Genomic DNA, 24,702 nt, shown 5'->3' with positions numbered 1-24,702 from the left:
AGTGGGCTCCCTTGAAAAGATCCGGACTCGTGCCATATAGTCCACGCGGAATAATCGATCCGGAATCTTCCGAGAGGACCATGCATGGCCGCGAAACTCACTCCGCTCGCCATGGCGGTGCTGGAGCTCCTCCACGAGCGGCCCATGCATCCCTACGAGATGGCGCAGCTGATGAAGGAGCGCTATGTCAGCACGCGCGTCAAGGTGAAGGCCGGATCGCTCTACCACACGGTGGATCGCTTGCAGCAGAACGGTTTCGTCGAGATCGTCGAAACACAGCGCGACGGGAAGCGCCCCGAGCGCACCGTGTACGCGATGACGGACGCCGGCCGCGACGAATTCGTGGACCGCGCGCAGGACATGCTGAGCACGCCTGCCGAGGAGTACCCCGAGTACCTCAGTGCCCTCGCCGTCATCGACGAACTCGGCCCCGAAATGTCGCTCACCCAGCTCAAGCACCGTGTCCTGCGCTTGCAGGCCTCCGCCGCCTCCGACCAGGTCGTCCTCGAAAGCCTGGTCGAAGAGCACAAACTCCCCGAGATCTATTGGCTCGACTGGTCCTACGCCACCGCGCGGCGGGCCTTCGAGCTCGAGTGGACCCAAAAACTGGTCGAGGACCTGGAATCCGGCCGCATCGACTTCCAGGGCCATTGCAAGCCCCATCTGAACCTGGTCACCAAGGACGACACCGATGAACGCAAGACAAGCTAATCCCTGGGCCGCGCTTTCCGCGCTGTGCCTCGGTTTCTTCATGATCCTGCTGGACACCACGATCGTTTCGACCGCGATCCCCGCGATGCTGCGCGAACTCGGCGCCGGGCTGAACGCGATCGTCTGGGTGATCAGCGTCTACCTGCTGGCCTACGCGGTGCCGATGCTGTTCGCCAGCCGCCTCGGCGACCGTTTCGGACCGAAACGCGTTTACCTGGCGGGCCTCGTGGTCTTCACGCTGGCCTCGCTGTGGTGCGGGCTGTCCGGCACGGTCGAGATGCTCATCGCGGCCCGCGCGGTGCAGGGCCTCGGCGCCGCTTTGATGACGCCCCAGACCCTGGCGTTCATCAGCCACCTGTTCCCGCCGTCGAAACGCGGCCCCGCCATGGGACTCTGGAGCGGTGTCGCCGGGATCGCGGCCATCGTCGGCCCGCTGCTCGGCGGCGTGCTCGTCGACCATCTCGGCTGGGAATGGATCTTCTTCGTCAACCTGCCGGTCGGCGTGGTCGCGCTCGCGCTGGCGCTGCTCAAGGTGCCGGACTGGCAGCCGAAACACTCGCATTCCTTCGACGTTCCCGGGATCCTGCTCTCCGGCGCGGGACTGTTCCTCGTGGTGTACGGAGTCCAAAATGGACAGCAGTACGACTGGGGACGTGCCCTGGGCCCGATCACCGTGTTCGAGATCATCGGCGCCGGTCTCGCCCTGCTGGTCGCTTTCGTGGTGTGGCAACGGTTCAACCGCAACGAACCGCTTCTGCCGCTGAGTGTCTTCTCGAACCGCAACTTCTCGGCCGGAACGCTGGCCGCGGTCACCGTCGGCTTCGCGATGACCGGCATGTTCCTGCCGCTGGTGATCTACATCCAGGCCGTCCTCGGCGAGTCACCGACGATGTCCGGCCTGCTGTTCGCGCCGATGTCGTTGCTGGCGGGCATGATCGGCCCGTTCGTCGGCCGGGCTTCGGACAAGGTCAACGGCAAGGTCCTGCTGATCATCGGGCTGACCGCGCTGGCGGCGGGCATGGGACTGGTGGCCCTGATCGCCCGGGCGGGCGCGAACGCGTGGACGCTCACCCCGGCGCTGCTGGTGGCGGGCGCCGGGATCGGGTTCATCTTCGCGCCGATGGGCAACATCGCGATGAGTTCGGTGGAGCCGCGGCTCACCGGGACCGCGTCGGGCATCTTCAACACCGCGCGTCAGGTCGGCGGCGTGCTCGGCAGTGCCGCCGTCGGCGTGCTGCTGCAGGCGCGGATCAGCGCCTCGATCGCCGACGAGGCGGCATCGGCCGCGACGGCGTTGCCGGAGCAGTACCGCGCGCCGTTCGCGGAAGGGGTCGCGAAGGCCGCGGAATCGACCGGGGAGTTCGGTTCCTCCGGGCAGACGGGCTTCTCGGGACTTCCCGCGGACGTGGCGGAGCAGGCTCAGCGGCTCGCTCTCGACGCCGTCCACAATGGACTCACGGACGCCGCCCGGGTGACGCTGCTGCTTCCGGCGGCCGTGCTGCTGCTGGGCGTGCTCGCGGCGCTGACGATGCGTCGTCCGGCTCCGCGTGTCCCTCCCGCTCCGGCTCCGGAACCCGCCACCAGCGCCGCCTGACCCCCCTCCCCCGTGCAATGAAAGGCCCGTTCCTTGCAAAATTTGCAAGGAACGGGCCTTTCCTTTCATCCGCGGGAGGGCGGAAGCTTCCTACCGGCGGTACCGCAGGCCGAAGCCGTACGGGTACAGCGCCTTCTTGCCGTCACCGACGTTCACCGGTTCCTGGGCCGCACTCGTCGGCCAGCTGAACGTCAGTTTCCCGGTCGGGTTGTAGTCGCCGTAAAGGACATCGGCGACACCGGCGCCTTCGCTACCCGGGAGCCAGGCGGCGACGAGGCCGTTGAATCCCGGCAGTTGCGAAGCGATGTCGAGCGGACGCCCGGACACGGTCACCACGACGACCGGGGCCCCGGAACTCTTCAGTTTGGCGATCGTGGCGAGGTCTTCGGCATCGAGCCCGAAGCCATCGGGCCGGTCTCCCTGCCCTTCGGCGTACGGCGTTTCGCCCACCACTGCGACAGCGACCTGGTAGCTGTTGTCGATTCCGTTACCCGCACGGTCATACGTCACCGTGGTTCCCTTCCCCGCGCCCGACTTCAGCCCGTCGAGAACGGTGGTGCCCGGGATGACCGGGCCGCTCTGGCCCTGCCAGGTGAGCGTCCAGCCGCCCGCCTGGTTGCCGATGTCGTTCGCGTTCTTGCCCGCGACGAAGATCTTGTTGTTCTTCTTCGCCAGGGGCAGCACACCGTCGTTCTTCAGCAGCACCTGGGATTCGCGGACGGCCTGCCGGGCCAGTTCGCGGTGTTCCTTGCTGCCGAACGTCTTCTGTAGCGAACGGTCGGTGTACGGGTGCTCGAACAGGCCGAGCTTGAACTTCTCCGCCAGGATGCGGCGGTTCGCGTCGTCGATCCGGCCACGCGAGACACGGCCCGCCTCGACCTCGGCCTTGAGGTAGGAGATGAACTGCGGCGCGTCCCACGGGACCATGAACATGTCGATGCCCGCGTTGACCGAAAGCCGCACTTCTTCGGGCGTGAAGCCTTCCTGCCCGTCGATCTGGTTGATCGCGTTGTAGTCCGAGATCACCAGGCCGGAGAAGCGCAGTTCCTTCTTGAGGACGTCGGTGATCAGGTACTTCTGGGCGTGCATGCGCACCCCGTGGAAGCTGGAGAACGAGATCATCACCGAGCCGACGCCGCGGTCGATCGCCTCGCGGAACGGCGGCAGGTGGATCTGGCGCAGTTCGCGTTCGCTGACCTCGGTGTTGCCCTGGTCGACGCCGTTCGTGGTGCCGCCGTCGCCGATGTAGTGCTTCGCGGTCGCGAGCACCGAGCCCGGCTTCTCGCCGAGCCTGCGCCCCTGGAGACCGGTGATGGCCGACGCGTTGGCGATGGCGTCGCGCGGGGTTTCGCCGAAGGACTCGTAGGTCCGGCCCCAGCGGTCGTCACGGGCGACGCACAGGCACGGCGAGAAGTCCCACTGCGGTCCTGTTCCGGCGACTTCCAGCGCCGTCGCGCGGCCGATCTTCTCGACCAGACGCGGGTTGTTGGCCGCGCCGAGGCCGATGTTGTGCGGGAAGATCGTCGCGCCGTAGACGTTGTTGTGGCCGTGCACGGCGTCGACGCCGTAGATCGTGGGGATGCCGAGCGGCGTCGAAACCGCCGCCTTCTGGTACGAGTCGACCATGTCGGCCCAGCCGGCCGGCGTGTTGGAGGCGGGGACGGAGCCACCGCCGGACAACAAGGACCCCAGTTTGAGGGCGGCGGCCTGGTCGGGGGTGACCGCGCCGCGTTCGGCCTGGGTCATCTGGCCGATCTTGTCGTCGAGGCTCATCCGCTTGAGCAGGTCGTTCACCCGCGCGGACGTCGAAGCGTGAGGATTCTTGTACACCGGGCCAGGACTGGCGGAAGCCGCCGGTGCCAGCGCCGAACCGGCCAGGAGCAGACCTGCGAGCAGGGTGGTTTGCGTCGTGCGAAGTGATCTTCTGACGCGGAGGCGGGACGACATTGTTTCCTCCGTAGCTCGAACAATCCATATGTTGCGCGCCACAACAAACTAGCTCCACGTTCGGGTGTCCCCGGTCACAATTAGGCAACGGCGGGCCGTCGAGTACCTTCCTCCAGGTGCGTTTCGTCCTCGCTTCCCAGTCCCCCGCCCGTCTCGGCGTCCTGCGTTCCGCCGGCTTCGATCCCAGCGTCGTCGTCTCCGGCGTCGACGAGGACGCGGTGGCCGCGTCCCTGACCGACCCCGCCCCGGCGGAGCTGGTCCGCGCGCTCGCCGTCGCGAAGGCCGAAGCGGTTTTCGAGACGCTCACCGGCTCCCACAGTGACCATGCCGGACACGCCGACATGGTCATCGTGGGCTGCGATTCGATGCTGTCGATCAAGGGCGAAATGGTCGGGAAGCCGATCACCCCGGAAGCCGCGCGCGAGCGCTGGGCGTCGATGGCGGGCGAAACCGGTGAACTTCTGACCGGCCACGCCATCATCCGCGTCGAGAACGGTGAGCGGACGAAGGAAACCTCAGGCACCGAGGGCACCACTGTTCGCTTCGGCACACCGTCGCAGGAGGAGATCGAGGCCTACATCGCGTCCGGCGAACCGCTTCAGGTGGCAGGCGGTTTTACGCTGGACGGGCTAGGCGGCTGGTTCATCGAGGGCATCGACGGCGACTTCTCGAGTGTCATCGGCATCAGCCTGCCGCTGACCCGGCGTTTGCTGACCGAGGTCGGCGTGAGTGTCATCGATCTCTGGACGCGTCCCGCATCCTGAGACAGCTCCCACACGATCGGGTGATCCGGAAGAGTCCTGCCTTGACGAACGTTCTTCACGTTCGGCCAATCAGGAAACTTTCACGCACCGGAGTCGCCCCGTGTCTTTCATTCGGACCTACACCAGGCCAAAAGTCTTCGCGGTGGCAGTTCTCGGCTCGCTCGTCGTGGGTGCCCTTCTCGGCCTCCTCGCCAGGAGCACCGAAACGAGCTGGCTGACCGAACTGCTCGGCCAGATCGGCACGATCTTCACCACGTTGCTGCAGATCGCGGTGATCCCGCTGGTCTTCACGGCGATCGTGGTCGGCATCAGCAGCCTGCGCAATCTCGGTGGCGGGAAGAAGGCCGCCCGGCTGGGCGGCAAGACCGTCCTGTGGTTCGCGATCACCTCGTTCATCGCGTCGCTGATCGGCATCGCCGTCGCGAAGCTGTTCAACCCGGGCAGCGGCGGCCTCGGCGAAGGCGTCGCCGCGACCGCGAAGAACACGGACAGGGCCGCCAAGGCCACTTGGGGATCGTGGAGCGACTTCATCAACGGGTTGCTGCCGAAGAACTTCTTCACCGCTTTCACCGAGGGCGAGACGCTTCAGGTGCTGTTCCTCGCCGTCCTGATCGGCGCGGCCGCCTACAGCCTCGGTGACAAGGCGAAGCCGTTCGTCGACTTCACGAGCAGCGTCTTCGAGATCATCCAGCGCTACCTCGGCTGGATCGTGCGCCTGGCCCCGATCGGCATCATCGGCCTGATCGGCGAGGCCGTGTCGACCTACGGTGACGCGCTGTTCAAGCCGCTGTTCACCGCCACTCTCGCGGTGTACGTCGGCTGCTTCCTGGTGCTGCTGGTGGTCTACCCGATCCTGCTGCAGTTCGTGGCGAAGGTCAGCCCGCTGAAGTTCTTCTCCAAGGCGGGCACGGCGATCCAGTTCGCGTTCGCGTCGTCGTCCTCGGGCGCCACGCTGCCGCTGACCCGCCAGGCCGCGGTGAACCTGGGCGTCCAGCCCGGTTACGCGGGCTTCGCGACCCCGCTGGCGAGCGCCACGAAGATGGACGGCTGCGCGGCGGTGTTCCCGGCGATCGGCGCGATCTTCATCGCGAACCTGTCCGGTGTCTCGCTCAACTTCTGGCAGTACCTCGGGATCATCGCGGCCGCCGTGTTCGGCGCGCTGGCGACCGCGGGCGTCACCGGCTGGCTGGCCGCGCTGACCCTGACCGCGTCGCTCATCGGGCTCGACCCGGCGCAGGTCGCGCTCGGCATCGCGCTGATCTACTCGGTGAACCCGATCATGGACATGATCCGGACCGCGACCAACGTCGCCGGCCAGATCGTCGTGCCGGTCATCGTCGCCCGCAGCGAAGGCCTGCTGGACGACGAAGTGCTCAACTCGCTGACGGACCCTTCGCCCACTGACGATGGAGAAGCGGCTACGTCGGAGAAGGAGCCTGTCGCGGCGGGCACGAAGTAGCTTTCCCAGTCCGTGAAGGCCTCCTTCCCTACTCTCAGGGTAGGCAAGGAGGCCTTCACACCTTCCCTCACTACGTGAAGGACCCCTTCATCGAGCTAGGCGCCAGGGTCTCGGCAAAGTCGGCTATTCGCACGGGTCAGGTTTCGAGGGTGTCCAGCGGGCGGGTTGTCGCCTGGCGGGGTGCGGCTGCCCACAAGGGGCTGCGTCAGGTTCTGGTCGCGATTCGGGCGCTGTGCGGTTTTGCGGGGGGTCGTGAGTGACAAAGAGCGTTAGAACGACACTTACCGCTCACGACCCCTCGTGGATATTCGAGGAGCGTGTCAGGCCGCAGGGGTGACGACCCCACGCCGTCACCCCTGCGACCAGCGGATAGCCGACTTTGCCGGAACCCTGGCGCTAGACGCAATGAAGGAGGCCATCACGTACTTCCCGCAGGCAAGGGTGACGGCAGGGCTCCGACGCAGAGAGGCGTGACCACGCCACCTTTGCCTTACTTCTCAATAACGAGAGCAAAGGTCCCTTGCTATCGCCTCAGGGACAGGCCCGCAGGTCCGCCTTCGTGAGCCGCACGTCCGGCCAGCCCCTCAGCTCCGAAGGCGAGGTGTACCGGCGCGTGCAGCCCACCGAGCCACTGGCGACCTCGTAGACCTCCGCGAGCACCGGCGCCGCCTGGCACCGGGCCGAGCCGGATTGCGCACCGGGGCATTCGTGCCGCACGACGATGACGTCCGCGACGCCGTCTGCGGTCACGTCGTTCAGGGCGATCGTCCCGGCGTCGGAGTAGTACGGCTTCCCGGGGTCCCGCCAGACCCCGCCGCGCGCGACGAACAGCTCGCCGGCCGAACCGCCACCGGTCTCACCGCGCACCAGGCACACCGGCGTCGCGCCGTCGATGCAGCGCAAAGAATCGCCCTTGAGGGTGACCCCCAGGTCGTTGATGATCAACGGGAACACCGCGTCCGCCCCGATCCGGACCACGCCCTGCTTCCCCGCTTCGTCGGCCAAGAGCACGACGGGCACCCCGCCGACGGTCATCGCGCCGATCTCCCGGCAGGCCGAGTGGCCGCAGTTGACCTTCGGTGCACTCGGGGCGCCATCGGGCAAAGGAGCCGCTCCGGGGTCACCGGCGGGGACCGGGGCGGACGGGCGGAGCAGGATCACGGTCACGATCACCCCAGCCGTGACCACCACGGCCAGCAGCGCGGTGAGCAGCACCGATCGCGACGTCCGCGCTTCCTGAGTCCGCATATCCGAGAGCGTAAGTGATCTAGCACAGAGTGCACGTCTATGTTGTTCCCGTGACGAACCCCGGATTGCCCAACGCCCTGTTCCTCCCCACGGCGAAAAAGCCGAAGGACTTCACGAGCGCCGAGATCGAGCTCCGCCGGACCAGCGACGGCCGGATGGCGCTGATCGCCTTCAGCTCGGTGCAGCGCCTGGTCGAATGCTGCGGGCAGCACCAGCCGTGGGCACTGGTCAAGGCCGAGCACCTCGGCCGCGTCTACCAGGTCCAGCCGTACGACCTGATCGTGCTCGATTCAGACCTTCCGGAAGAACTGCGACACCGTGAGGCGCTGGTGTAAGCCTTTCCAGGAGAACTGCGGCGCCGCGGAACGCTGCTATAAACAGTGTCACTGGGTGGCCTTGCTCTCATCAATCGGGGCGGGAACTTCCGTAAACTGCTGCGGAGCCGCATCGGGGCGGCCCGACGTGCGAACGCAGGAGGTACGGCGTGACCGAGCAGGCCGGCACAGGTGGTCCGGTGACCAAGATCCTGATCGCGAACCGCGGCGAAATCGCGGTACGGGTGATCAGGGCGGCGAAGGACGCCGGGCTGACCAGCGTGGCCGTCTACGCCGATCCGGACCGTGACGCACCCCATGTCCGCCTCGCCGACGAGGCCTTCGCCCTCGGCGGCACCACCGCGGCCGAGAGCTACCTCGTCTTCGACAAGCTGCTCGACGCCGCCAAGCGCTCGGGCGCGGACTCGGTCCACCCCGGCTACGGTTTCCTCTCCGAGAACGCGGAATTCGCCCAGGCGGTGATCGACGCCGGGCTGACCTGGATCGGCCCGAGCCCGCAGGCCATCCGCGACCTCGGCGACAAGGTCACCGCGCGCCACATCGCGCTGCGCGCGGGCGCCCCGCTCGTGCCCGGCACGAAGGACCCCGCCAAGAACGCGGACGAGATCGTCGCCTTCGCCGACGAGCACGGCCTGCCGGTCGCGATCAAGGCGGCGTTCGGCGGTGGCGGCCGCGGCCTCAAGGTCGCCCGCACCCGCGAGGAGATCCCGGAGCTCTTCGAATCCGCGACCCGTGAAGCGATCTCCGCCTTCGGCCGCGGCGAATGCTTCGTCGAGCGCTACCTGGACAAGCCGCGGCACGTCGAGGCCCAGGTCCTCGCCGACCAGCACGGCAACGCCATCGTCGTCGGCACCCGCGACTGCTCGCTGCAGCGCCGTCACCAGAAGCTGGTCGAGGAGGCGCCCGCGCCGTACCTGACCGACGAGCAGCGCAAGCGCATCCACGAGTCCGCGAAGGCGATCTGCAAGGAAGCCGGCTACTACGGCGCCGGGACCGTCGAGTACCTCGTGGCCGTCGACGGCACGATCTCGTTCCTCGAGGTCAACACGCGGCTGCAGGTCGAGCACCCGGTGTCCGAAGAGACCACGGGCCTCGACCTCGTGCGCGAGATGTTCCGCATCGCCCGCGGCGAGAAGCTCCGCATCACCGAGGACCCGGAACCGCGGGGCCACTCGATCGAGTTCCGCATCAACGGCGAGGACGCCGGCCGCGGATTCCTGCCCGCGCCCGGCACCGTGACGAAGTTCGTCGCGCCGAGCGGCCCGGGTGTCCGGGTCGATTCGGGTGTCGAGTCCGGCAGCGTCATCGGCGGCCAGTTCGACTCGATGCTCGCGAAGCTGATCGTCACCGGATCGGACCGGCAGAACGCGCTCGAGCGCAGCCGCCGGGCGCTGGCCGAGATGGTCGCCGACGGGATGGCGACGGTCCTGCCGTTCCACCGCGTGATCGTGGACGACCCGGCCTTCATCGGCGACGAGAACGGTTTCAGCGTGCACACCCGCTGGATCGAGACCGAGTTCGAGAACAAGATCGAGCCGTTCGTCGCCCCGGAAGCCGCCGAGGCCGAGGAAGAAGAGCCCCGCCAGAACGTCGTCGTCGAGGTCGGCGGGCGTCGTCTCGAAGTGTCGCTGCCCGGCGGGTTCTCGCTCGACGGCGGTGGCGGCGGCACGGCCGTCAAGGCCAAGCCGCGCAAGCGCGCGGGCGGCACCAAGGCCGCGGTGAGCGGTGACGCGGTCACTGCGCCGATGCAGGGCACCATCGTCAAGGTCGCCGTCGAAGAAGGCCAGCAGGTCGAGGCGGGCGAGCTGGTCGTCGTGCTCGAGGCGATGAAGATGGAGAACCCGGTCACCGCGCACAAAGCGGGCACCGTGACCGGCCTTGCGGTCGAGGTCGGCGCCGCTGTGACGCAGGGAACCCAGCTGTTCGAGCTCAAAGACTGACGGATGTCGTGGTTGACGGCACCTCGCTCGGCCTACCATCGCAAGGGTGAGCGAAGTGCCGTCTCCGCAGCTGCGGATCAGTGACCAGGATCGAGAGTCCGCCCTGACCGCGCTAGGCGAGCACATGAGCGTGGGCAGGATCGACATCGACGAATTCGGTGAACGGTCCGCCAAGATCACCGCGGCCAAGACGCGCGGTGAGCTGTCCGAGGTCTTCCTCGATCTGCCTGAGCCGCACCCTCTCCTCGACGCCCCCAAGACGGCAGTGAGCGAACCGGTGAAACCGGCGTCACCGCTGGCGGGCATCTCCCCTGCTCAGCGGGTCATGGGCGCGATCCTGCCGATCCTCTTCATCGCCTCCATCGCACTCATCGTCACCACCGGTGTGACCTGGTGGTTCATCCTCGTCCCGATCGGGATCAGCGCCCTCGGCGAGGGCATCTGGGGCAAGGGCTGGGAGAACGCCCACAAGAAGCTCACGAAGCAACGCCGCCGGGAACTGGACGGCTGATCCGCCCGTAGACTCGGAACGTGAGTGCCGAGAGACCGGACATGCGGCTGAGCGACGCCGAACGCCAAGACGCGCTCGACGCGCTGGAGGAGCACGTCCGCACCGGCAGACTCGACCTCGACGAGTTCGGCACCCGCTCGGCCAAGGTCAGCGCCGCGAGGATGGCGAGCGACCTCGAACCGCTGTTCACGGACCTGCCCTCACCCCGGCCCAGCGCCCTGCTGCCCCTGCCTCCGATGCCCGGTGTCGCGCAGGCGTCCGCGAAGAACGATGCCCCGCCGTCGAAATGGCTGACCGCCAGTGCCGTGCCGATCGCCGCGGCGGTGGCGATCGCGCTGTTCTTCTTCACCCGCGGGACGTTCATCGTGTTCCTGCTCCCACTGGCCGTGGCGCTGATCATGAGCCGCCGCCGCTGAAGATCCGGTTACCCTCGAAGAGTGGAACCGGTGGAGATCAACGCGGGCGAGTACTACCTGCGACAGCTGCGGGCGGACAAGGCCCTCGACGACCGTCCGGCGCTGGTCGCGGCCTTCGCCGATCCGACACACCGCAAATACGTGCTGAACTACCGCTTGCGGGACCTCGACGAGGCGACCGAGTACGTCGCGCTGCGCGCGGCCCAGTGGGCCGGTGACGAACGCTGCTCCTGGGCGGTGGCCGAACCGACGACCGGGGACCTGCTGGGCGAGGTCGGCCTGCGGGATCTCGATCTCGACGTCGGGTACGCGGAGGCGTCGGTCTGGGTGCGCGCGGCGTCCCGGGGCAAGGGCGTCGCGAGCACCGCGCTCAACGCGGCCCTGCGGTTCGGTTTCGGCGGCCTCGGCCTGCGCGAGGTCAGCTACCGCTACGAGGAGACGAACGAGGTTTCGGCCTCGGTCGCCCGGAAATGCGGGTTCACCCTGGTCGGGCCCGAACTGGAACCGGCCCCGACCGGGGAACGCCTCATCCGCTGGCGCCGCACCGCCTGACCTCTTCCCGCGTTTCGTCCTCTAGTTGCGGTAGTACGTCGTGCGAACTACCGCAACCAGAGGACGACTTGCGGTGGTCAGAAGGGGTAAGCGGGCGGCGGGTTCCGGACGGTGACCCAACGCGTCTCGGTGAAGGCCTCGATGTTCGCCGCCGCGCCGCCGAAGCGGCTTCCGGTGCCCGAAGCGGCGACGCCGCCGAAGGGGCTGTTCGCCTCGTCGCTGACCGTCTGGTCGTTGATGTGCACGATCCCGGTCGGGACGCGGTCGGCCAGCTCCAGTCCTTTGAGGACATCACGGGTGACGATCCCCAGCGACAGCCCGTATTCGCTCGCCGTGGCGAGCCGTACGGCCTCTTCCGCGTCGGAGAACCGCACGACCGGCGCGACCGGGCCGAAGATCTCCTGGGCGACGGCCGGCGCGTCCGGCGGCACGTCGGCGAGCACCGTCGCGGCGTAGAACAGCCGGTCGTATTCGGCACCGGCCGCGACCCGCGCCCCCGCGGCGACGCTGGCCGTGACGAGCTCGTGGATCTTGTCCCGCTGCCCGGCGTCGATGATCGGCCCGAGCGCGACCTCGTCCCGCGCCGGATCGCCGACCCGCAACGCGGCCGCCTTCGCCGCCAGCCGCTCGACGAAGTCGTCGTAGAGCCGCTCGTGCACCAGATGCCGCCCGGTGGTCATGCAGATCTGGCCCTGGTGGAAGAACGAGCCGAAGGCGGCGACTCCGGCGGCCTCGTCGACATCCGCGTCGTCGAGCACGATGAGCGCGGAGTTCCCGCCCAGCTCCAGATGGGCCCGCTTCAGGTGTTTCCCGGCGAGTTCGCCGACCTTGCGCCCGGCGCCGGTCGAGCCGGTGAAGGAGATGACCCGGACCGCCGGATGCGTCACCAGCGTCTCGCCGACGTCCGCGCCGCCCGGCAGCATCTGCAGCACACCCGGCGGCAGGCCCGCTTCCTCGAAAATCCGCGCGAGGACGACGCCGCCGGTGACGGCGGTGCGCGGATCCGGCTTCAAGATCACCGCGTTCCCCAGCGCGAGCGCCGGGGCGACCGAGCGGATGCCCAGGATGATCGGCATGTTGAACGGCGAGATCACCGTGACGACACCGGCGGGCACCCGGCGCGCCATCGAAAGGCGCGGTTCCTCGCTGGGCAGGAGTTCGCCGTACGGGCGGCCGGGCAAGGCCGCCGCCTCGTAGCACTCCTGCTCCGCGACGTGCAGCGAGAAGCCGGCCACGCCCGGCACCGCGCCGACCTCGCGCACGTTCCACCAGCTGATCTCGTCGGCGTGCTCGGACCACAGCCGGGCGGCTTTGCGCAGGACGGCGGCGCGCTGGACGTGCGGTGTCGCCGCCCAGGCCCGCTGCGCCTCGGCCGCGGTTTCCGCCGCCTTCGCGGCGTCTTCGGCCGAGGCCATCCCGACGCTGCCCAAAACGGCACCGGTCGCGGGCTCCGTGACGTCCCGGGTGCCGCCGGTGCCGGGCACCCACGAGCCACCGGCGAAGATCCGGTCCGTCCACGTCGACGAGTCGAGAAACACCACAGGGCCGCCTTCCGTCTCAGTGTCTGATCAGGGAGCCCGCGACCGCGATCGACGTCGGCAGGGCGCTGATCAAACTTCTCCCGTTCGCGGACGAAGGCCCCTGCCACCGCGATAGCGGGACCTTCGGCCGCGCGGGCTGGGACGGCCGACGCTATGCCAGATTCACCCAATCAGGCAATGATCCTTGCGCGCGTGGCACACCACTCGGCAGAACTGATCAACTCACCGGTTCGATGATCCCGGAGCGCGCTTCCGGCGCGGCCGAACGCAACGCGTCCGCGGCCTCGTCGCTCGGCTGCGACTGCGACTCCCGTTCCGCGTCGACCCTCGCCTTGTACACCTCGACTTCGCGTTTCTCCTCGTCCTTCGACCAGCCGAGCACCTCGCCCACCAGCGTGGCGACCTGCGCGGCGCAGTCGACCCCGCGGTGCGCGTACTCGATCGAGATCCGCGTCCGGCGGGCCAGGACGTCTTCCAGGTGCAGCGCGCCCTCGTGACTGGCCGCGTAGACGACCTCGACACCGAGGTAGTCCGGCGCGTGCTCCAGCGGCTTGAGCAGTTCCGGCCGTCCTTCACCGAGCGCGAGGACTTCGTGCACCATCGAGCCGTACCGATCGAGCAGGTGGCGGACGCGGTACGGGTGCAGCCCGTGCTCGCTGGCCAGGTGGTCGGCCTGGTTCACCAGCGCGTGGTAGCCGTCGGCACCCAGCAGCGGCACCTTGTCCGTGATGGACGACTGCGGCCTGCCGGGAAGGTCGACGGCCGCGGCGTCGACGGCGTCGGCCGCCATCACCCGGTAGGTGGTGTATTTGCCGCCCGCGATCGCGACCAGCCCCGGCGCGACCCGCGCGACGGCATGCTCACGCGAAAGCTTCGACGTCTCTTCGCTTTCCCCGGCGAGCAAAGGCCGAAGACCCGCGTAGACGCCTTCGATGTCGTCGTGCGTCAGCGGTGTCGCGAGCACGGTGTTGACGTGTTCGAGGAGGTAGTCGATGTCGTGCTTCGTCGCGGCGGGGTGCGCGAGGTCGAGGTTCCAGTCGGTGTCGGTGGTTCCCACGATCCAGTGATTGCGCCACGGGATGACGAACAGCACGGACTTCTCGGTGCGCAGGATCATGCCCGCTTCCGAGACGATCCGGTCGCGCGGGACGACGATGTGCACGCCCTTGCTCGCCCGGACGCGGAACCGGCCGCGGCCGCCGGAAAGCCGCTGCAGTTCGTCGGTCCAGACGCCGGTGCAGTTGACCACCGCGGAGGCGTGGATCTCGGTTTCACGGCCGTCTTCGACGTCGCGCACGCGGACACCGGAAATGCGGTCCGCCTCGCGGAGGAAACCGACCACCTGGGTGGAGGTGCGCACCACGGCGCCGTAGTGCGCGGCGGTGCGGGCGACGGTCATCGTATGCCGCGCGTCGTCGGATTGCGCGTCGTAGTAACGGATCCCGCCGATCAACGCGGACCGCTTCAGCGCCGGGACCATCCGCAGCGCGCCCGCGCGGCTCAGGTGTTTCTGGCCGGGGACCGACCGCGCGCCGCCCATCGTGTCGTACATCAGCAGGCCGGCCGCGGTGTACGGGCGTTCCCAGATCCGGTGGGTCAGCGGGTACAGGAAGCTGACCGGCTTCACCAGGTGGGGTGCGATCGTCGTCAGCATCAGCTCGCGTTCACGCAGAGCTTCACGCACCAGGCCGAATTCCAGCTGTTCGAGGTAGCGGAGCCCGCCGTGGAAGAGCTTGCTGGACCGGCTCGACGTGCCCGAAGCGAGGTCGCGCGCTTCGACGAGGGCGACCCGCAGGCCGCGCGTGGCGGCGTCGAGGGCGGTACCCGCGCCGACCACTCCGCCACCGATGACGACGAGGTCGAACTTGTCCTTGCCCAGCCGCTGCCACGACTCTTCCCGCTTGAGCGGTCCCAGCCTGGCGGGGCTGTTTTCGGCTTCGCGCTGAGAGCTTGCCACGTGACATTCCTCCTTGGGGCCGCTGTGGCTCCAGCATCGCACGATCGGCCGCGACCGGTCCGTTGTGCGGGTGACACGTGTGGCGTAACCCTCGTCGATCTTGAAAGAATTCGTCCGCTCAACGCCTGGAAGGAACAAATACGCGGCGGTAACGTGCGTCGGACGTGGGTCGGCAAGGGCGCCGTAGCACACCGTGTACGACCCTGCGCGGAATGTCCAATGTGGAGGTCGAACGGTGAGTGTGGGAGCCATTTTCGTCTGGGAGCTGCTGGGAACAGCGGTCCTGATCCTGTTGGGTAACGGCGTGGTCGCCAACCACGTGTTGCGGAAGAACAACGGCCACAACGGTGGCATCGTGATGATCACCCTCGGCTGGGCGTTCGCGGTCTTCGCCGGTGCCAGCATCGCCGCGCCGAGCGGCGCGCACCTCAACCCCGCGGTGACGCTGGGTCTCGCCATCGCGGACAAGACGAAGTGGGCGGACGTCCCGATCTACTTCGCCGGGCAGATGGTCGGCGCGATCCTCGGCGCCGTGCTCTGCTGGGCAACCTACAAGCTGCAGTTCGACGACCACCCCCAGCGGGACGAGACGCTCGGCATCTTCTCGACCGCGCCGCAGATCCCGAACAAGGCCTGGAACCTCGTCACCGAGATCATCGGCACCTTCGTGCTGGTCGCGTGGATCCTGCTCAGCCCGGTCTACGCCAACGCCTCGGGTGAAGGCGGAACGCCGAACTTCGGCAACTCCGCGCTCGGCTACGCGGGTGTAGCGTTCGTCGTGCTGGTCATCGGCCAGTCCCTCGGTGGCCCGACCGGTTACGCCATCAACCCGGCCCGAGACCTCGGCCCCCGCATCGCGTACGCGTTCCTGCTGCCCATCAAGAACAAGGCCAACCCGAACTGGGGTTACTCCTGGATCCCGGTCGCCGGTCCGCTCATCGGCGGTGCCCTGGCCGCCCTGCTGTTCCTCGCCGTCCACAACCTGACCTGAGACTGGAGCTTCGATGACTTCGTACGTAGCCGCGATCGACCAGGGCACCACGTCGACCCGCTGCATGATCTTCAACCACTCCGGCCGGGTCGTCGCCGTCGACCAGCGCGAACACGAGCAGATCTTCCCGAAGGCGGGCTGGGTCGAGCACAACGCCGAGGAGATCTGGGAGAACACGCGGGCCGTCGCGGCGGGCGCGCTCGCCAAGGGGGACCTGGTCGCGAGCGACATCGTCGCGGTCGGCATCACCAACCAGCGCGAGACCACGCTGGTCTGGGACCGCACCACCGGCAAGCCGGTCTACAACGCGATCGTGTGGCAGGACACCCGCACCGACAAGATCGTCAGCGACCTGGGCGCGCTCGGTGGCGGGCAGGAGCGCTACCGCGAGAAGGTGGGCCTGCCGCTGGCGACCTACTTCTCCGGACCGAAGATCAAGTGGATCCTCGACAACGTTGACGGTGCCCGTGCCAGGGCCGAAGCGGGCGACCTGCTCTTCGGCAACATGGACACCTGGGTGCTGTGGAACATGACCGGCGGGGTCGACGGCGGCGTGCACGTCACCGACCCGACCAACGCCTCGCGGACCATGCTGATGGACCTCGACACGCTGGAGTGGGACGCCGAGATCGCCAAGGAGATGACGATCCCGCTGTCGATGCTCCCGGAGATCCGGTCGTCCTCGGAGGAGTACGGCAAGGTCCGCGAGAAGGGCGCGCTGGCCGGGGTCCCGATCTCGGGCATCCTGGGCGACCAGCAGGCGGCGACCTTCGGGCAGGCGTGCCTCTCGCCGGGTGAAGCGAAGAACACCTACGGCACCGGCAACTTCATGCTGCTCAACACCGGCACCGAGAAGGTCATGTCGGACAACGGGCTGCTCACCACGGTCTGCTACAAGATCGGCTCGAACGACACGGTGTACGCGCTCGAGGGATCGATCGCGGTCACCGGCTCGCTCGTGCAGTGGCTGCGGGACAACCTGGGCCTGATCGGCTCCGCGGCCGAGGTCGAGCAGCACGCCCGCACCGTCGAGGACAACGGTGGCGCGTACTTCGTGCCGGCGTTCTCGGGCCTCTTCGCGCCGTACTGGCGCTCCGACGCCCGCGGCGCGATCGTCGGCCTCACCCGGTTCGTCAACAAGGGGCACATTTCGCGGGCGGTCCTGGAGGCGACCGCGTTCCAGTCGCGCGAGGTGATCGACGCGATGAACGCCGACTCCGGTGTCCCGCTGAAGTCGCTGAAGGTCGACGGCGGCATGGTCGTCAACGAACTGCTCATGCAGTTCCAGGCCGACATTCTCGGTGTGCCGGTGATCCGCCCGGTGGTCAACGAGACCACCGCGCTCGGTGCGGCGTACGCGGCCGGTCTCGCGGTGGGCTTCTGGAAGAGCGAAGACGACATCCGCAACAACTGGGCGCAGGACAAGCAGTGGGACCCGTCGATGGACGAGGCCCGCCGCGAGTCCGAGTACCGCAACTGGAAGAAGGCCGTCACGAAGACCTTCGACTGGGTCGAGGGCGAAGACTGACCTTTGAGTCCGTGAAGGCCTCCTTCCCTACCGTCAGAGTAGGGAAGGAGGCCTTCACGTGTTTCAGCCGAAAGCGCCGCCGCCGGTCTGCGGAGCACCCATCGGCGTGACCTTCACCTGCGGCTTCTTGCCGGAAGGCGGCGGCGTCCCGCACGGCTTCGTCAACGCGGCCGGGACGACGGCCCGCGAACTGCTGCCGGGCGGCGCGCTGGAACTCGACGGCGGCTGGCTGCTGGACGGCGGCTGGCTGCTCGATGGCGGCTTACTGCTGGACGGCGGCGCGGTGGGCGTCGTCGTCGGGGGCAGGCAGACGATCTCGAACTCGACGGTCGCCGTCCCGCTGGCGGCCGGGAGGTTCGGCCCGCCGTCGCAGTGGAAACTCGCCTTGTACTTGCCCGTCTTCCCCGCCGCGTTGCCGTGCCCGATGTACGGCGCCTGATTCCCCGAGCCCGGCTGGACCTGGAGCGTGACCGGACCGGTCAGGCCCGCCGACGTCACCGCGGTGCGTGTGCCGTAACAACTGGCGGTGAATTCCAGCGCCTGCCCGGGCGCGACCTTCGCCGGGCTGACCCACAGTTTCGGCGGCGGCGCGGTCGCCGACGCCTGCGGCGCGAGGATCACTCCCGCCGTCATCGCGAGCAAACCCGCGCCCGCGACGATTCTCTTCATTCCCATGATCTTTCTCCCTCAGTGCGAGCCCTCGCATCAAGAACACTTCCGGGAATGGGAAAAGGTTGCCTTTCACGACAAAAAACTCGTGAGTGGTAAGGACGGTTCTCACCGTCCTTACCACTCACGAGATCAAAACGTGGTTCCGCCGCCACCGGTTTGCGGAGCCCCCACCGGAATCTTCGAAACCTGACGACCCGCCGCGGGTTTCACCGGCGAAACCGAGCTCGTTTTCGGCGGCGTCGGCTTCGGCTTCGGCGGTTTGCTCGACGAGGTCGGCAGCGCGACCACTTCGAGATTGATCGTCACCGTCGTCGTCTTGCAGGTCGCCTTGACCGCGTAGAAACCCGGTCTCACCTTGTCGCCGATATGCGCGACGGCACCGAGGATCACCGGGTCCTCCGAAGTCACCTCGAACTTCGCGATGCGGTCCAGCGCCATGGACTTCACCTCGCCGAGGTCGGCGACCGGGCAGCCGACCGAGACCAGGATCTCCTCCCCCGGAATCGACTTCGTCGGGGAGAGGGCGACGAACGGGTACTGCATCGGCGGCGGACTGGGAGACGTCGTCGGAGTGGCCGAGACGTCCTCGGCGTACGCGGCGGCCGGGGCCATCCCGCACGCCACGACCGCCACCATCAGGGCGGACCGGTACCTGATCATGGAACTCACCTCTGGATCAGCCGAGCGAAGACGATGATGTTGTCGAGATAGTTGTGCGACGCCTTGTCGAAGACCCCGCCGCAGGTGATGAGCCGCAGTTCCGGCGCGGTGGTGTCGCCGTAGACCGCGTCGGTGGGGAATTTGTCCTTCGCCACCCGCTCGACCTTCGTGACCGCGAACTCGGCCGTCTTGCCGTCCTTGCGGGCGACCGAGACCTTGTCGCCGGGCGCCAGCTCCTTCAGCCGGAAGAAGATGCCCGGCTGCTTGTTCCCGTCGACGTGCCCGAGGACCACCGAAGGCCCGACCTCCCCCGGGGTCGGCCCGTTCACGTACCAGCCCGCCTGCATCGGCTGGGTCACCGGCGGCACCTCGACGGTGTTGTCCGCGTTGAGCCCCAGCGGGACCAACGTGGACTTCGCGCCGATCTTCGGCACGTCGATCGAGACCGGCTCCGCCTTCGGCATCCCCTCGACGGCGGCCCCGCCGTCAGCGACGGGCGCATCGGGTTCGCTCGGCTCGGCCGACGGTGTCTCCGCCTGGCTCGCGACCGCCTGCGGCGCCGCGGCCTGGCCGGTCTCCCCCGGACCGGACAGGACGAACGCCAGCGTCGCCAGTACGGCCAGCAGGACGACCGCGAGCACCAGCGGTGCCCGTCGTCCTCGCCACCATGTCGACTTCATGTTCACCCCTGTAGTGAAACGGCGTGGCGGTGACTGAGCCGGCCCCGGCCCCCAGACCGGAACCGGCTCGTCGTTCACCCCCACGCCTGCCTGACGCGAAGCGCGGCCGGACGGTTGCCCGCCCAGGTCACGAAATGATCGCGATCGCTACGCCCGGTCCGCACGACGACGGTACGCGGCCGCGCCGACCCCGCCCACCACCAGCGCGAGACCACCCGTGACGGCGGCAAGGACACCGACGTGGTCGGCGGGCCCCTCGGTGCCGCCGGTCTGCGGGGCACCGGCCGGCACCTTCGCGACCTGGCTCTTCTGCGGGAGCACCTCGAAGGTCACCGTCGACTTCTGCCCCCAGCAGGTCAGTGTCACCGGGTACTTGCCGGGCTTGATGTCCTTGACCGTCGCCGACCACTTCCTGGAGTCGACCGAGTTCGCGGAGTCGACCATGAGAGCAGCCGAAGTGACCTTCGGGCCGAGTTCGTTGTTGCGGTTGGCGCACTGGAAGCGCAGCTTCACCTTGTCCCCGGGCTTGCCCTTGGCGGGCGAGAGGCTCAAGTTCTCGAGGATCCCGACCGGGGACGCGTGCGGGCCGGGGCCGTCGGGGTCCTCGGTCGGGGACGCCGACGGAGAGGGAGACGGAGAAGGCGAAGCCGACGAAGAGGAAGGCGACGGAACACCCGTCGGAGAAGTCGCGAAAGCGGCTCCGGGCGCGAGAAGAAGGAATCCGGCAATGGTACCGGCAGTGAGCATGATGGTGCGCTTCATTGGATTACCCCTGAAAAAGGAATGTGGATGGAAATCGGAAAGAAGAATCCCGCGCCCCTGTTCCCCCAGTGGCGGTTCTCTGTTTCTCCGACACCCTCATGACGCCCCGGCCGGGGGCCGGGTTGCCCGGTTTCATCACGAAAAGGTCGCGAAATCCGGGCGAGGGAACTCGCCCTTCACGAGGCCCAACGCGATTCGCACCCTGGTCGCCATAAGTACGTGAAGGACTCCTTCCCTACCCTCACAGTAGGGAAGGAGTCCTTCACGGACCGGCAATCGACTACACAAGACCCGCCCCCACTCGCCCAAACAGAACCGCCCCCGGACAAAGTCCGAGGGCGGCACGAAACACTTGGTAACTCAGGAGGCCATACTGCCGTCACCCGCGCGGGCGCCACCGGAAGGAACCGCGCCCACCTGCCGGGCAGGAACGGAAAACGTTGCGGTGTAGGACTTTCCGTTGCAGTTCACGGTCAGCGGGTAGCTCCCGGGCGCGGTGCCCTCCTTGAGCTCGACCTCCGCGCTGACGTTCGCCGGGACCCCGATGAGCGGCCCGTAGTCGTACTTCCCGACGCTCAGCACCGGCGAGGAGAACGTCGTCGACGTCGGCGCCTTCAGCCCGTCTCCGGGGCACTGTGCCAGCGCCACATTGGAGTCTCCGTGCACGTATTTGTTGACGAGCCCGAGTTCGTAAGCGGTGTTGTCGTTGAGCTGAACCGTGACGCCGGGATCGGGCTGGGGTTGCTGAGCGAGACCGGTCGCCGGCCCCGCCAGCACCGCCGCACCGATCGCCACCACTCCGGCGAGAACCCTGCGAATCACGAAAAACCCCTAGCTGTCAACGAAACACCGACACGCGCTAGACGCGGTCACCCCCGCGAGGGTTGCTTCGCCGGAGAAGATCAGTCCAAGTCGTCGTGGCGCATCAGCTGGCGGCCCGCTTCGGTGATCGAGCCCGACAGCGACGGGTACACCGAAAATGTCAGTGCCAGGTGTTCCACTGTGAGCTGGTTCTGGACGGCGAGCGCGATGGGAAGGATGAGTTCGCTCGCGTTCGGCGCCACGACCACTCCGCCGACGACCACGCCGGTGGCGGGGCGGCAGAACAGCTTCACGAAACCGCGTCGCAGGCCTTCCATCTTCGCGCGGGCGTTCGTCGCGAGCGGGAGCATGATGGTGCGGGCGGGCACCTCACCCGAGTCGATCGCCTGCTGGCTGATGCCGACGGTGGCGATCTCGGGGTGGGTGAACACGTTGGCGGCGACGGTCTTGAGCTTGATCGGCGCGACACCTTCACCGAGCGCGTGCCACATCGCGATGCGGCCCTGCATGCTCGCCACCGAGGCGAGCATGAGCACGCCGGTGCAGTCTCCGGCGGCGTAGATGCCGGGCGCGCTGGTGCGGGAAACCCGGTCGACGCCGATGAAGCCGCCGGGGCCGGGCTCGATGCCGACCTTCTCCAGGCCGATGTCGACGGTGTTGGGCACCGAGCCGACGGTCATCAGCGCGTGGCTGGCTTCGATCACGCGGCCGTCGGCGAGGTGGATCTCGACGCCCTTTTCGGTGCGCTCGACCTTGTCGGCGCGGGCCTGCTTGGCGACCGTGGTGCCGCGCTGCGAGAAGACCTCTTCGAGCACGGCGGCGGCGTCGGCGTCCTCGTGCGGGAGGACGCGGTCGCGGCTGGACACGACGGTGACCTTGACGCCCATCTCGGTGTAGGCCGACGCGAACTCGGCGCCGGTGACACCCGAGCCGATGACGGCCAGGTGCTCGGGCAGTTCGCGCAGGTCGTAGAGCTGACGCCAGTCGAGGATGCGCTCGCCGTCCGGCACCGCGCCGGGCAGCACCCGCGGGGTGGCGCCGGTCGAGATGAGGACGACGTCGGCGTCGAGGGTCTCGACGGTGCCGTCGTGGGCGGTGACGGCGACCTTGTGCGTGGCGAGACCGGTCTCTTCGTCGTCGAACCGGCCCTGGCCGATGACGACGCGGACGCCCTCGCGCTGGACACGGGCGCGGATGTCGGCGGACTGCGCGAGCGCGAGGCCCTTCACGCGACCGTGGACGGTCGGCAGGTCGACACTGGTGTCGGCCATGTCGGTGTTGATCCCGAGTTCGCGGAGGTCGTGCATGTTCGCGAGCGCGCCGGAGGAGGCGATGAAGGTCTTCGACGGAACGCAGTCGTAGAGCACGCAGGCGCCGCCGAGACCGTCGCGTTCGACGATGGTGACGTCGGCTCCGTGCTGGGCCGCGACCAGTGCCGCTTCGTAACCGGCGGGGCCTCCGCCCATGATCACGATCTTGGTCACTGGTCTCCTCCTCGCAGCGGTGTCTGTGACTGCGTTTACCGTACGCGGGCGACCGTTGGGCGGATTGAGTGGCCGGACACGGCATGTGCGTCCAGCCGGGTGACCGCCGGGTCGCTAGGCTGTCGCCGTGCCGTTGTATGCCGCGTATGGATCCAATATGGAGCCCGCCCAGATGTTGGAGCGCGCTCCGCACTCGCCGATGGCCGGCACCGGCTGGCTGGAAGGCTGGAGGCTGACCTTCGGCGGCGAGGACATCGGCTGGGAAGGCGCGCTGGCGACCATCGTCGAAGATCCGGGCTCCCGGGTCTTCGTGGTGCTCTACGACGTCACCCCGCTGGACGAGGACGGCCTCGACCGCTGGGAAGGCGGCGAGCTCGGCATGCACACCAAACTCCGGTTGCGCGTGCAGACCATGGAGGGCTCCGTCCTGCCCTGGCTGTACGTCCTGGACGCCTATGAGGGCGGACTCCCGTCGGCGCGGTATCTCGGCGTTCTCGCCGACGCCGCCGAAGCCGCGGGCGCGCCCGCGGACTACGTCGACGCGCTCCGCACCCGCCCCTGCCAGGGGATCAGCGGCTGACACCCACCCTGTGGATACTTCGGCCTCTACGGCCGTCCACAGCTTTCACCCGACCTGGTGAAAAATCGGACTTTCGCCTGCTACCACCCCGAAATCAGTGCGCAGCACAGGCCCCCGGAAAGCTTTTCCGGGGGCCTGTGGACAACTCTGCGATCTGTGGATAACTCGGTCAGGCCAGGGTGGCCAGAGCGGTGTGGACCAGGGTGCGAACGCCGCACAGCAGCGACCGCTCGTCGAGGGTGAAGGTCGGGCGGTGGATGTCGGCCATCGGGCCTTCACCCGGCCACACGCCGAGCCGCGCGAAGGCACCCTGGACGTGCTCCAGGTACCACCCGAAGTCCTCGCCACCGGACGACTGCTCGGTACCGGCCACGGCGGACTCGCCCAGTGCGGCTTCGACACCGGCCCGCATCAGCGCGGTCGATTCCGGGTCGGAGACGACCGGCGGGACCCCGCGGCGGTAGTCGAGCGAGAACCCGACGCCGGTCGGCGCGAGCAGCGACTCGACCGAAGACGCGACGAGCGGTTCCAGCATCGTCCAGACCTCGTGGTCGGCGGTGCGGAGCGTGCCGCGCAGCACCCCGTCCTGCGGGACGGCGTTGGCCGCCTGCCCGGCGTGCACCGCACCCCAGACCAGGACGGTCCCGGACCGCGGGTCGACGCGCCGCGAGAGCACCGCGGGCAGCGACGTGATCACCGTGCCGAGCGCGTGCACCAGGTCCGCGGTCAGATGCGGCCGCGAGGTGTGCCCGCCGGGCGAGGTGAGCCGCAGCTCGATGAGGTCGGCGGCGGACGTCAGCGCGCCTTCGCGCAGGCCGACCTTGCCGACCTCGAGCCGAGGGTCGCAGTGCAGCCCGTAGATCCGCTCGACGCCTTCCATCGCGCCCGCCGCGATCATGTCCAGCGCGCCGCCGGGCATGACCTCCTCGGCGGGCTGGAAGATCAGCCGTACCCGTCCGGGGAGCTCCGGTGCGCCCGCCAGCGCCCGCGCCGCGCCCAGCAGGATCGCGGTGTGCGCGTCGTGGCCGCACATGTGCGCGGCGCCGTCGGTCTTGGAGGCGTACGGGAGCCCGGTGGCCTCGGTCAGCGGCAGGGCGTCCATGTCGGCGCGCAGCGCGACACAACGGTCGCCGCTGCCGATGTCGCAGACGACACCCGTGCCGACCGGCAGTACCCAGGGCTTGAGCCCGACCGAGCGGAGCAGGGACATGACCATTTCGGTCGTGGCGAACTCGTGGCGGGAGAGCTCCGGGTGCGCGTGGATGTGCCGGCGCCACGCGAGGACGTCGGTGGCGTTCGCGCGGAGCCAGTCATCGAGCCAAAAAGGGCCGCGTCCGGCACCCAGATCATGCACAGGTGCCATGCTGACGCCGGCCTCGGAGATCAGCGCGGTGGGCGCCTCTTTAGGGGCAATGACGCGACCCTCGGGGTCGCCTGGAATGTCCGGACGTGAATCGAGCACCGTCACGCCGCACCTCCTCCCGCAACACAGTTGCCTTCGTCTACCACCGTACGAGTGGTCACTGAAGACACGCTGGGTGCCGTTCG

Annotated in this window: 23 protein-coding genes; 12 read left to right on the top strand and 11 right to left on the bottom strand. The window is 68.3% G+C overall.

The window, feature by feature from the left end; translation table 11 throughout:
• The first annotated feature begins 84 nt into the window (after positions 1–84).
• Both ACLJRM_RS12825 and ACLJRM_RS12820 read left to right on the top strand, forming a co-directional pair.
• Positions 85–711 (top strand): PadR family transcriptional regulator, encoded by a 627-nt coding sequence (locus ACLJRM_RS12825; RefSeq protein ID WP_101612375.1) that lies wholly within the window; start codon positions 85–87, stop codon positions 709–711.
• Entirely contained in the window at positions 692–2,305 is a 1,614-nt protein-coding gene (locus tag ACLJRM_RS12820; protein WP_101612374.1) for a DHA2 family efflux MFS transporter permease subunit, read from the top strand. The genes ACLJRM_RS12825 and ACLJRM_RS12820 overlap by 20 nt, the downstream gene beginning before the upstream one ends.
• A 90-nt stretch (positions 2,306–2,395) precedes the next feature.
• On the opposite strand, the gene ACLJRM_RS12815 is transcribed toward ACLJRM_RS12820, so the two are convergent.
• Positions 2,396–4,201: a glycoside hydrolase family 3 protein gene (locus ACLJRM_RS12815; protein WP_410663185.1), complete on the bottom strand. Its 1,806-nt coding sequence runs from the start codon at positions 4,199–4,201 to the stop codon at positions 2,396–2,398.
• 167 nt (positions 4,202–4,368) lie between these two features.
• On the opposite strand from ACLJRM_RS12815, the gene ACLJRM_RS12810 reads away from it, so the two are divergent.
• Together ACLJRM_RS12810 and ACLJRM_RS12805 are read left to right on the top strand one after the other, a co-directional pair.
• The gene (locus ACLJRM_RS12810; RefSeq protein WP_101612373.1) at positions 4,369–5,016 is read left to right on the top strand and encodes a Maf family protein; all 648 of its coding nucleotides are present in this window, start codon (positions 4,369–4,371) and stop codon (positions 5,014–5,016) included.
• Between the two features lie 100 nt (positions 5,017–5,116).
• Entirely contained in the window at positions 5,117–6,475 is a 1,359-nt protein-coding gene (locus ACLJRM_RS12805; protein WP_101612372.1) for a dicarboxylate/amino acid:cation symporter, read from the top strand.
• Positions 6,476–7,006: 531 nt separating this feature from the next.
• On the opposite strand, the gene ACLJRM_RS12800 is transcribed toward ACLJRM_RS12805, so the two are convergent.
• On the bottom strand, positions 7,007–7,723 hold the full coding sequence (locus ACLJRM_RS12800) for a hypothetical protein (protein ID WP_233223097.1): 717 nt from the start codon (positions 7,721–7,723) through the stop codon (positions 7,007–7,009).
• Positions 7,724–7,773: 50 nt separating this feature from the next.
• On the opposite strand from ACLJRM_RS12800, the gene ACLJRM_RS12795 reads away from it, so the two are divergent.
• The 5 genes from ACLJRM_RS12795 to ACLJRM_RS12775 all read left to right on the top strand — a co-directional run bounded on the left by ACLJRM_RS12795 (position 7,774) and on the right by ACLJRM_RS12775 (position 11,477).
• The gene (locus ACLJRM_RS12795) at positions 7,774–8,058 is read left to right on the top strand and encodes an SAV_915 family protein (protein ID WP_101612371.1); all 285 of its coding nucleotides are present in this window, start codon (positions 7,774–7,776) and stop codon (positions 8,056–8,058) included.
• Between the two features lie 149 nt (positions 8,059–8,207).
• Positions 8,208–9,998 carry an acetyl/propionyl/methylcrotonyl-CoA carboxylase subunit alpha gene (locus tag ACLJRM_RS12790; RefSeq protein ID WP_101612370.1) on the top strand — a complete coding sequence of 597 codons (1,791 nt, stop codon included), beginning with the start codon at positions 8,208–8,210 and terminating at the stop codon, positions 9,996–9,998.
• A 46-nt stretch (positions 9,999–10,044) separates the two neighbouring features.
• On the top strand, positions 10,045–10,509 hold the full coding sequence (locus ACLJRM_RS12785) for a DUF1707 domain-containing protein (RefSeq protein WP_101612369.1): 465 nt from the start codon (positions 10,045–10,047) through the stop codon (positions 10,507–10,509).
• 41 nt (positions 10,510–10,550) lie between these two features.
• The gene (locus tag ACLJRM_RS12780) at positions 10,551–10,925 is read left to right on the top strand and encodes a DUF1707 domain-containing protein (RefSeq protein WP_101612368.1); all 375 of its coding nucleotides are present in this window, start codon (positions 10,551–10,553) and stop codon (positions 10,923–10,925) included.
• Positions 10,926–10,946: 21 nt separating this feature from the next.
• A complete protein-coding gene (locus ACLJRM_RS12775; protein ID WP_410604589.1) occupies positions 10,947–11,477 on the top strand; it encodes a GNAT family N-acetyltransferase in 531 nt (176 codons plus the stop codon).
• A gap of 77 nt (positions 11,478–11,554) precedes the next feature.
• Here the strand turns inward: ACLJRM_RS12775 and ACLJRM_RS12770 are convergent, their stop codons facing one another.
• Both ACLJRM_RS12770 and ACLJRM_RS12765 read right to left on the bottom strand, forming a co-directional pair.
• A complete protein-coding gene (locus ACLJRM_RS12770; RefSeq protein WP_410663068.1) occupies positions 11,555–13,018 on the bottom strand; it encodes an aldehyde dehydrogenase family protein in 1,464 nt (487 codons plus the stop codon).
• Positions 13,019–13,235: 217 nt separating this feature from the next.
• Positions 13,236–14,975 (bottom strand): glycerol-3-phosphate dehydrogenase/oxidase, encoded by a 1,740-nt coding sequence (locus ACLJRM_RS12765; protein ID WP_101612365.1) that lies wholly within the window; start codon positions 14,973–14,975, stop codon positions 13,236–13,238.
• Between the two features lie 235 nt (positions 14,976–15,210).
• Here ACLJRM_RS12765 and ACLJRM_RS12760 point away from each other — a divergent pair, with 235 nt between their 5' ends.
• A complete protein-coding gene (locus ACLJRM_RS12760; protein ID WP_174720508.1) occupies positions 15,211–15,966 on the top strand; it encodes an MIP/aquaporin family protein in 756 nt (251 codons plus the stop codon).
• Positions 15,967–15,979: 13 nt separating this feature from the next.
• Entirely contained in the window at positions 15,980–17,494 is a 1,515-nt protein-coding gene (gene glpK / locus ACLJRM_RS12755) for a glycerol kinase GlpK (protein ID WP_410663067.1), read from the top strand.
• Positions 17,495–17,557: 63 nt separating this feature from the next.
• On the opposite strand, the gene ACLJRM_RS12750 is transcribed toward glpK, so the two are convergent.
• From ACLJRM_RS12750 to ACLJRM_RS12725, 6 genes are all read right to left on the bottom strand, one after another.
• The gene (locus ACLJRM_RS12750; RefSeq protein ID WP_101612363.1) at positions 17,558–18,169 is read right to left on the bottom strand and encodes a hypothetical protein; all 612 of its coding nucleotides are present in this window, start codon (positions 18,167–18,169) and stop codon (positions 17,558–17,560) included.
• A 126-nt stretch (positions 18,170–18,295) separates the two neighbouring features.
• Positions 18,296–18,826 carry a hypothetical protein gene (locus ACLJRM_RS12745; RefSeq protein ID WP_410663066.1) on the bottom strand — a complete coding sequence of 177 codons (531 nt, stop codon included), beginning with the start codon at positions 18,824–18,826 and terminating at the stop codon, positions 18,296–18,298.
• Positions 18,827–18,831: 5 nt separating this feature from the next.
• Positions 18,832–19,506 carry a class F sortase gene (locus ACLJRM_RS12740; protein ID WP_101612361.1) on the bottom strand — a complete coding sequence of 225 codons (675 nt, stop codon included), beginning with the start codon at positions 19,504–19,506 and terminating at the stop codon, positions 18,832–18,834.
• Between the two features lie 147 nt (positions 19,507–19,653).
• Positions 19,654–20,058 (bottom strand): hypothetical protein, encoded by a 405-nt coding sequence (locus ACLJRM_RS12735; protein ID WP_233223096.1) that lies wholly within the window; start codon positions 20,056–20,058, stop codon positions 19,654–19,656.
• A gap of 570 nt (positions 20,059–20,628) precedes the next feature.
• Positions 20,629–21,066 carry a hypothetical protein gene (locus tag ACLJRM_RS12730; protein WP_101612359.1) on the bottom strand — a complete coding sequence of 146 codons (438 nt, stop codon included), beginning with the start codon at positions 21,064–21,066 and terminating at the stop codon, positions 20,629–20,631.
• A gap of 104 nt (positions 21,067–21,170) precedes the next feature.
• On the bottom strand, positions 21,171–22,574 hold the full coding sequence (locus tag ACLJRM_RS12725) for an NAD(P)H-quinone dehydrogenase (protein ID WP_101612358.1): 1,404 nt from the start codon (positions 22,572–22,574) through the stop codon (positions 21,171–21,173).
• 127 nt (positions 22,575–22,701) lie between these two features.
• On the opposite strand from ACLJRM_RS12725, the gene ACLJRM_RS12720 reads away from it, so the two are divergent.
• Positions 22,702–23,154 (top strand): gamma-glutamylcyclotransferase, encoded by a 453-nt coding sequence (locus ACLJRM_RS12720; RefSeq protein WP_184899429.1) that lies wholly within the window; start codon positions 22,702–22,704, stop codon positions 23,152–23,154.
• A gap of 169 nt (positions 23,155–23,323) precedes the next feature.
• On the opposite strand, the gene ACLJRM_RS12715 is transcribed toward ACLJRM_RS12720, so the two are convergent.
• Positions 23,324–24,622, bottom strand: coding sequence for an amidohydrolase (locus ACLJRM_RS12715; protein ID WP_101612356.1), 1,299 nt, complete (start codon positions 24,620–24,622; stop codon positions 23,324–23,326).
• Between the last annotated feature and the right edge of the window lie 80 nt (positions 24,623–24,702).

Source organism: Amycolatopsis sp. lyj-84, assembly GCF_046549075.1.
GTDB lineage: Bacteria > Actinomycetota > Actinomycetes > Mycobacteriales > Pseudonocardiaceae > Amycolatopsis.
The sequence above is the reverse complement of the archived record's forward strand: the minus strand, read 5'-3'. Positions and strand labels throughout refer to the sequence as shown.

Excerpts from the sequence above, each read along its gene's own strand:
- ACLJRM_RS12825 (WP_101612375.1), top strand. The coding sequence starts at position 85 with ATGGCCGCGAAACTCACTCCGCTCGCCATGGCGGTGCTGGAGCTCCTC.
- ACLJRM_RS12820 (WP_101612374.1), top strand. The coding sequence starts at position 692 with ATGAACGCAAGACAAGCTAATCCCTGGGCCGCGCTTTCCGCGCTGTGC.
- ACLJRM_RS12800 (WP_233223097.1), bottom strand. The coding sequence starts at position 7,723 with ATGCGGACTCAGGAAGCGCGGACGTCGCGATCGGTGCTGCTCACCGCG.
- ACLJRM_RS12780 (WP_101612368.1), top strand. The coding sequence starts at position 10,551 with ATGCGGCTGAGCGACGCCGAACGCCAAGACGCGCTCGACGCGCTGGAG.
- glpK (WP_410663067.1), top strand. The coding sequence starts at position 15,980 with ATGACTTCGTACGTAGCCGCGATCGACCAGGGCACCACGTCGACCCGC.
- ACLJRM_RS12750 (WP_101612363.1), bottom strand. The coding sequence starts at position 18,169 with ATGGGAATGAAGAGAATCGTCGCGGGCGCGGGTTTGCTCGCGATGACG.
- ACLJRM_RS12745 (WP_410663066.1), bottom strand. The coding sequence starts at position 18,826 with ATGATCAGGTACCGGTCCGCCCTGATGGTGGCGGTCGTGGCGTGCGGG.
- ACLJRM_RS12740 (WP_101612361.1), bottom strand. The coding sequence starts at position 19,506 with ATGAAGTCGACATGGTGGCGAGGACGACGGGCACCGCTGGTGCTCGCG.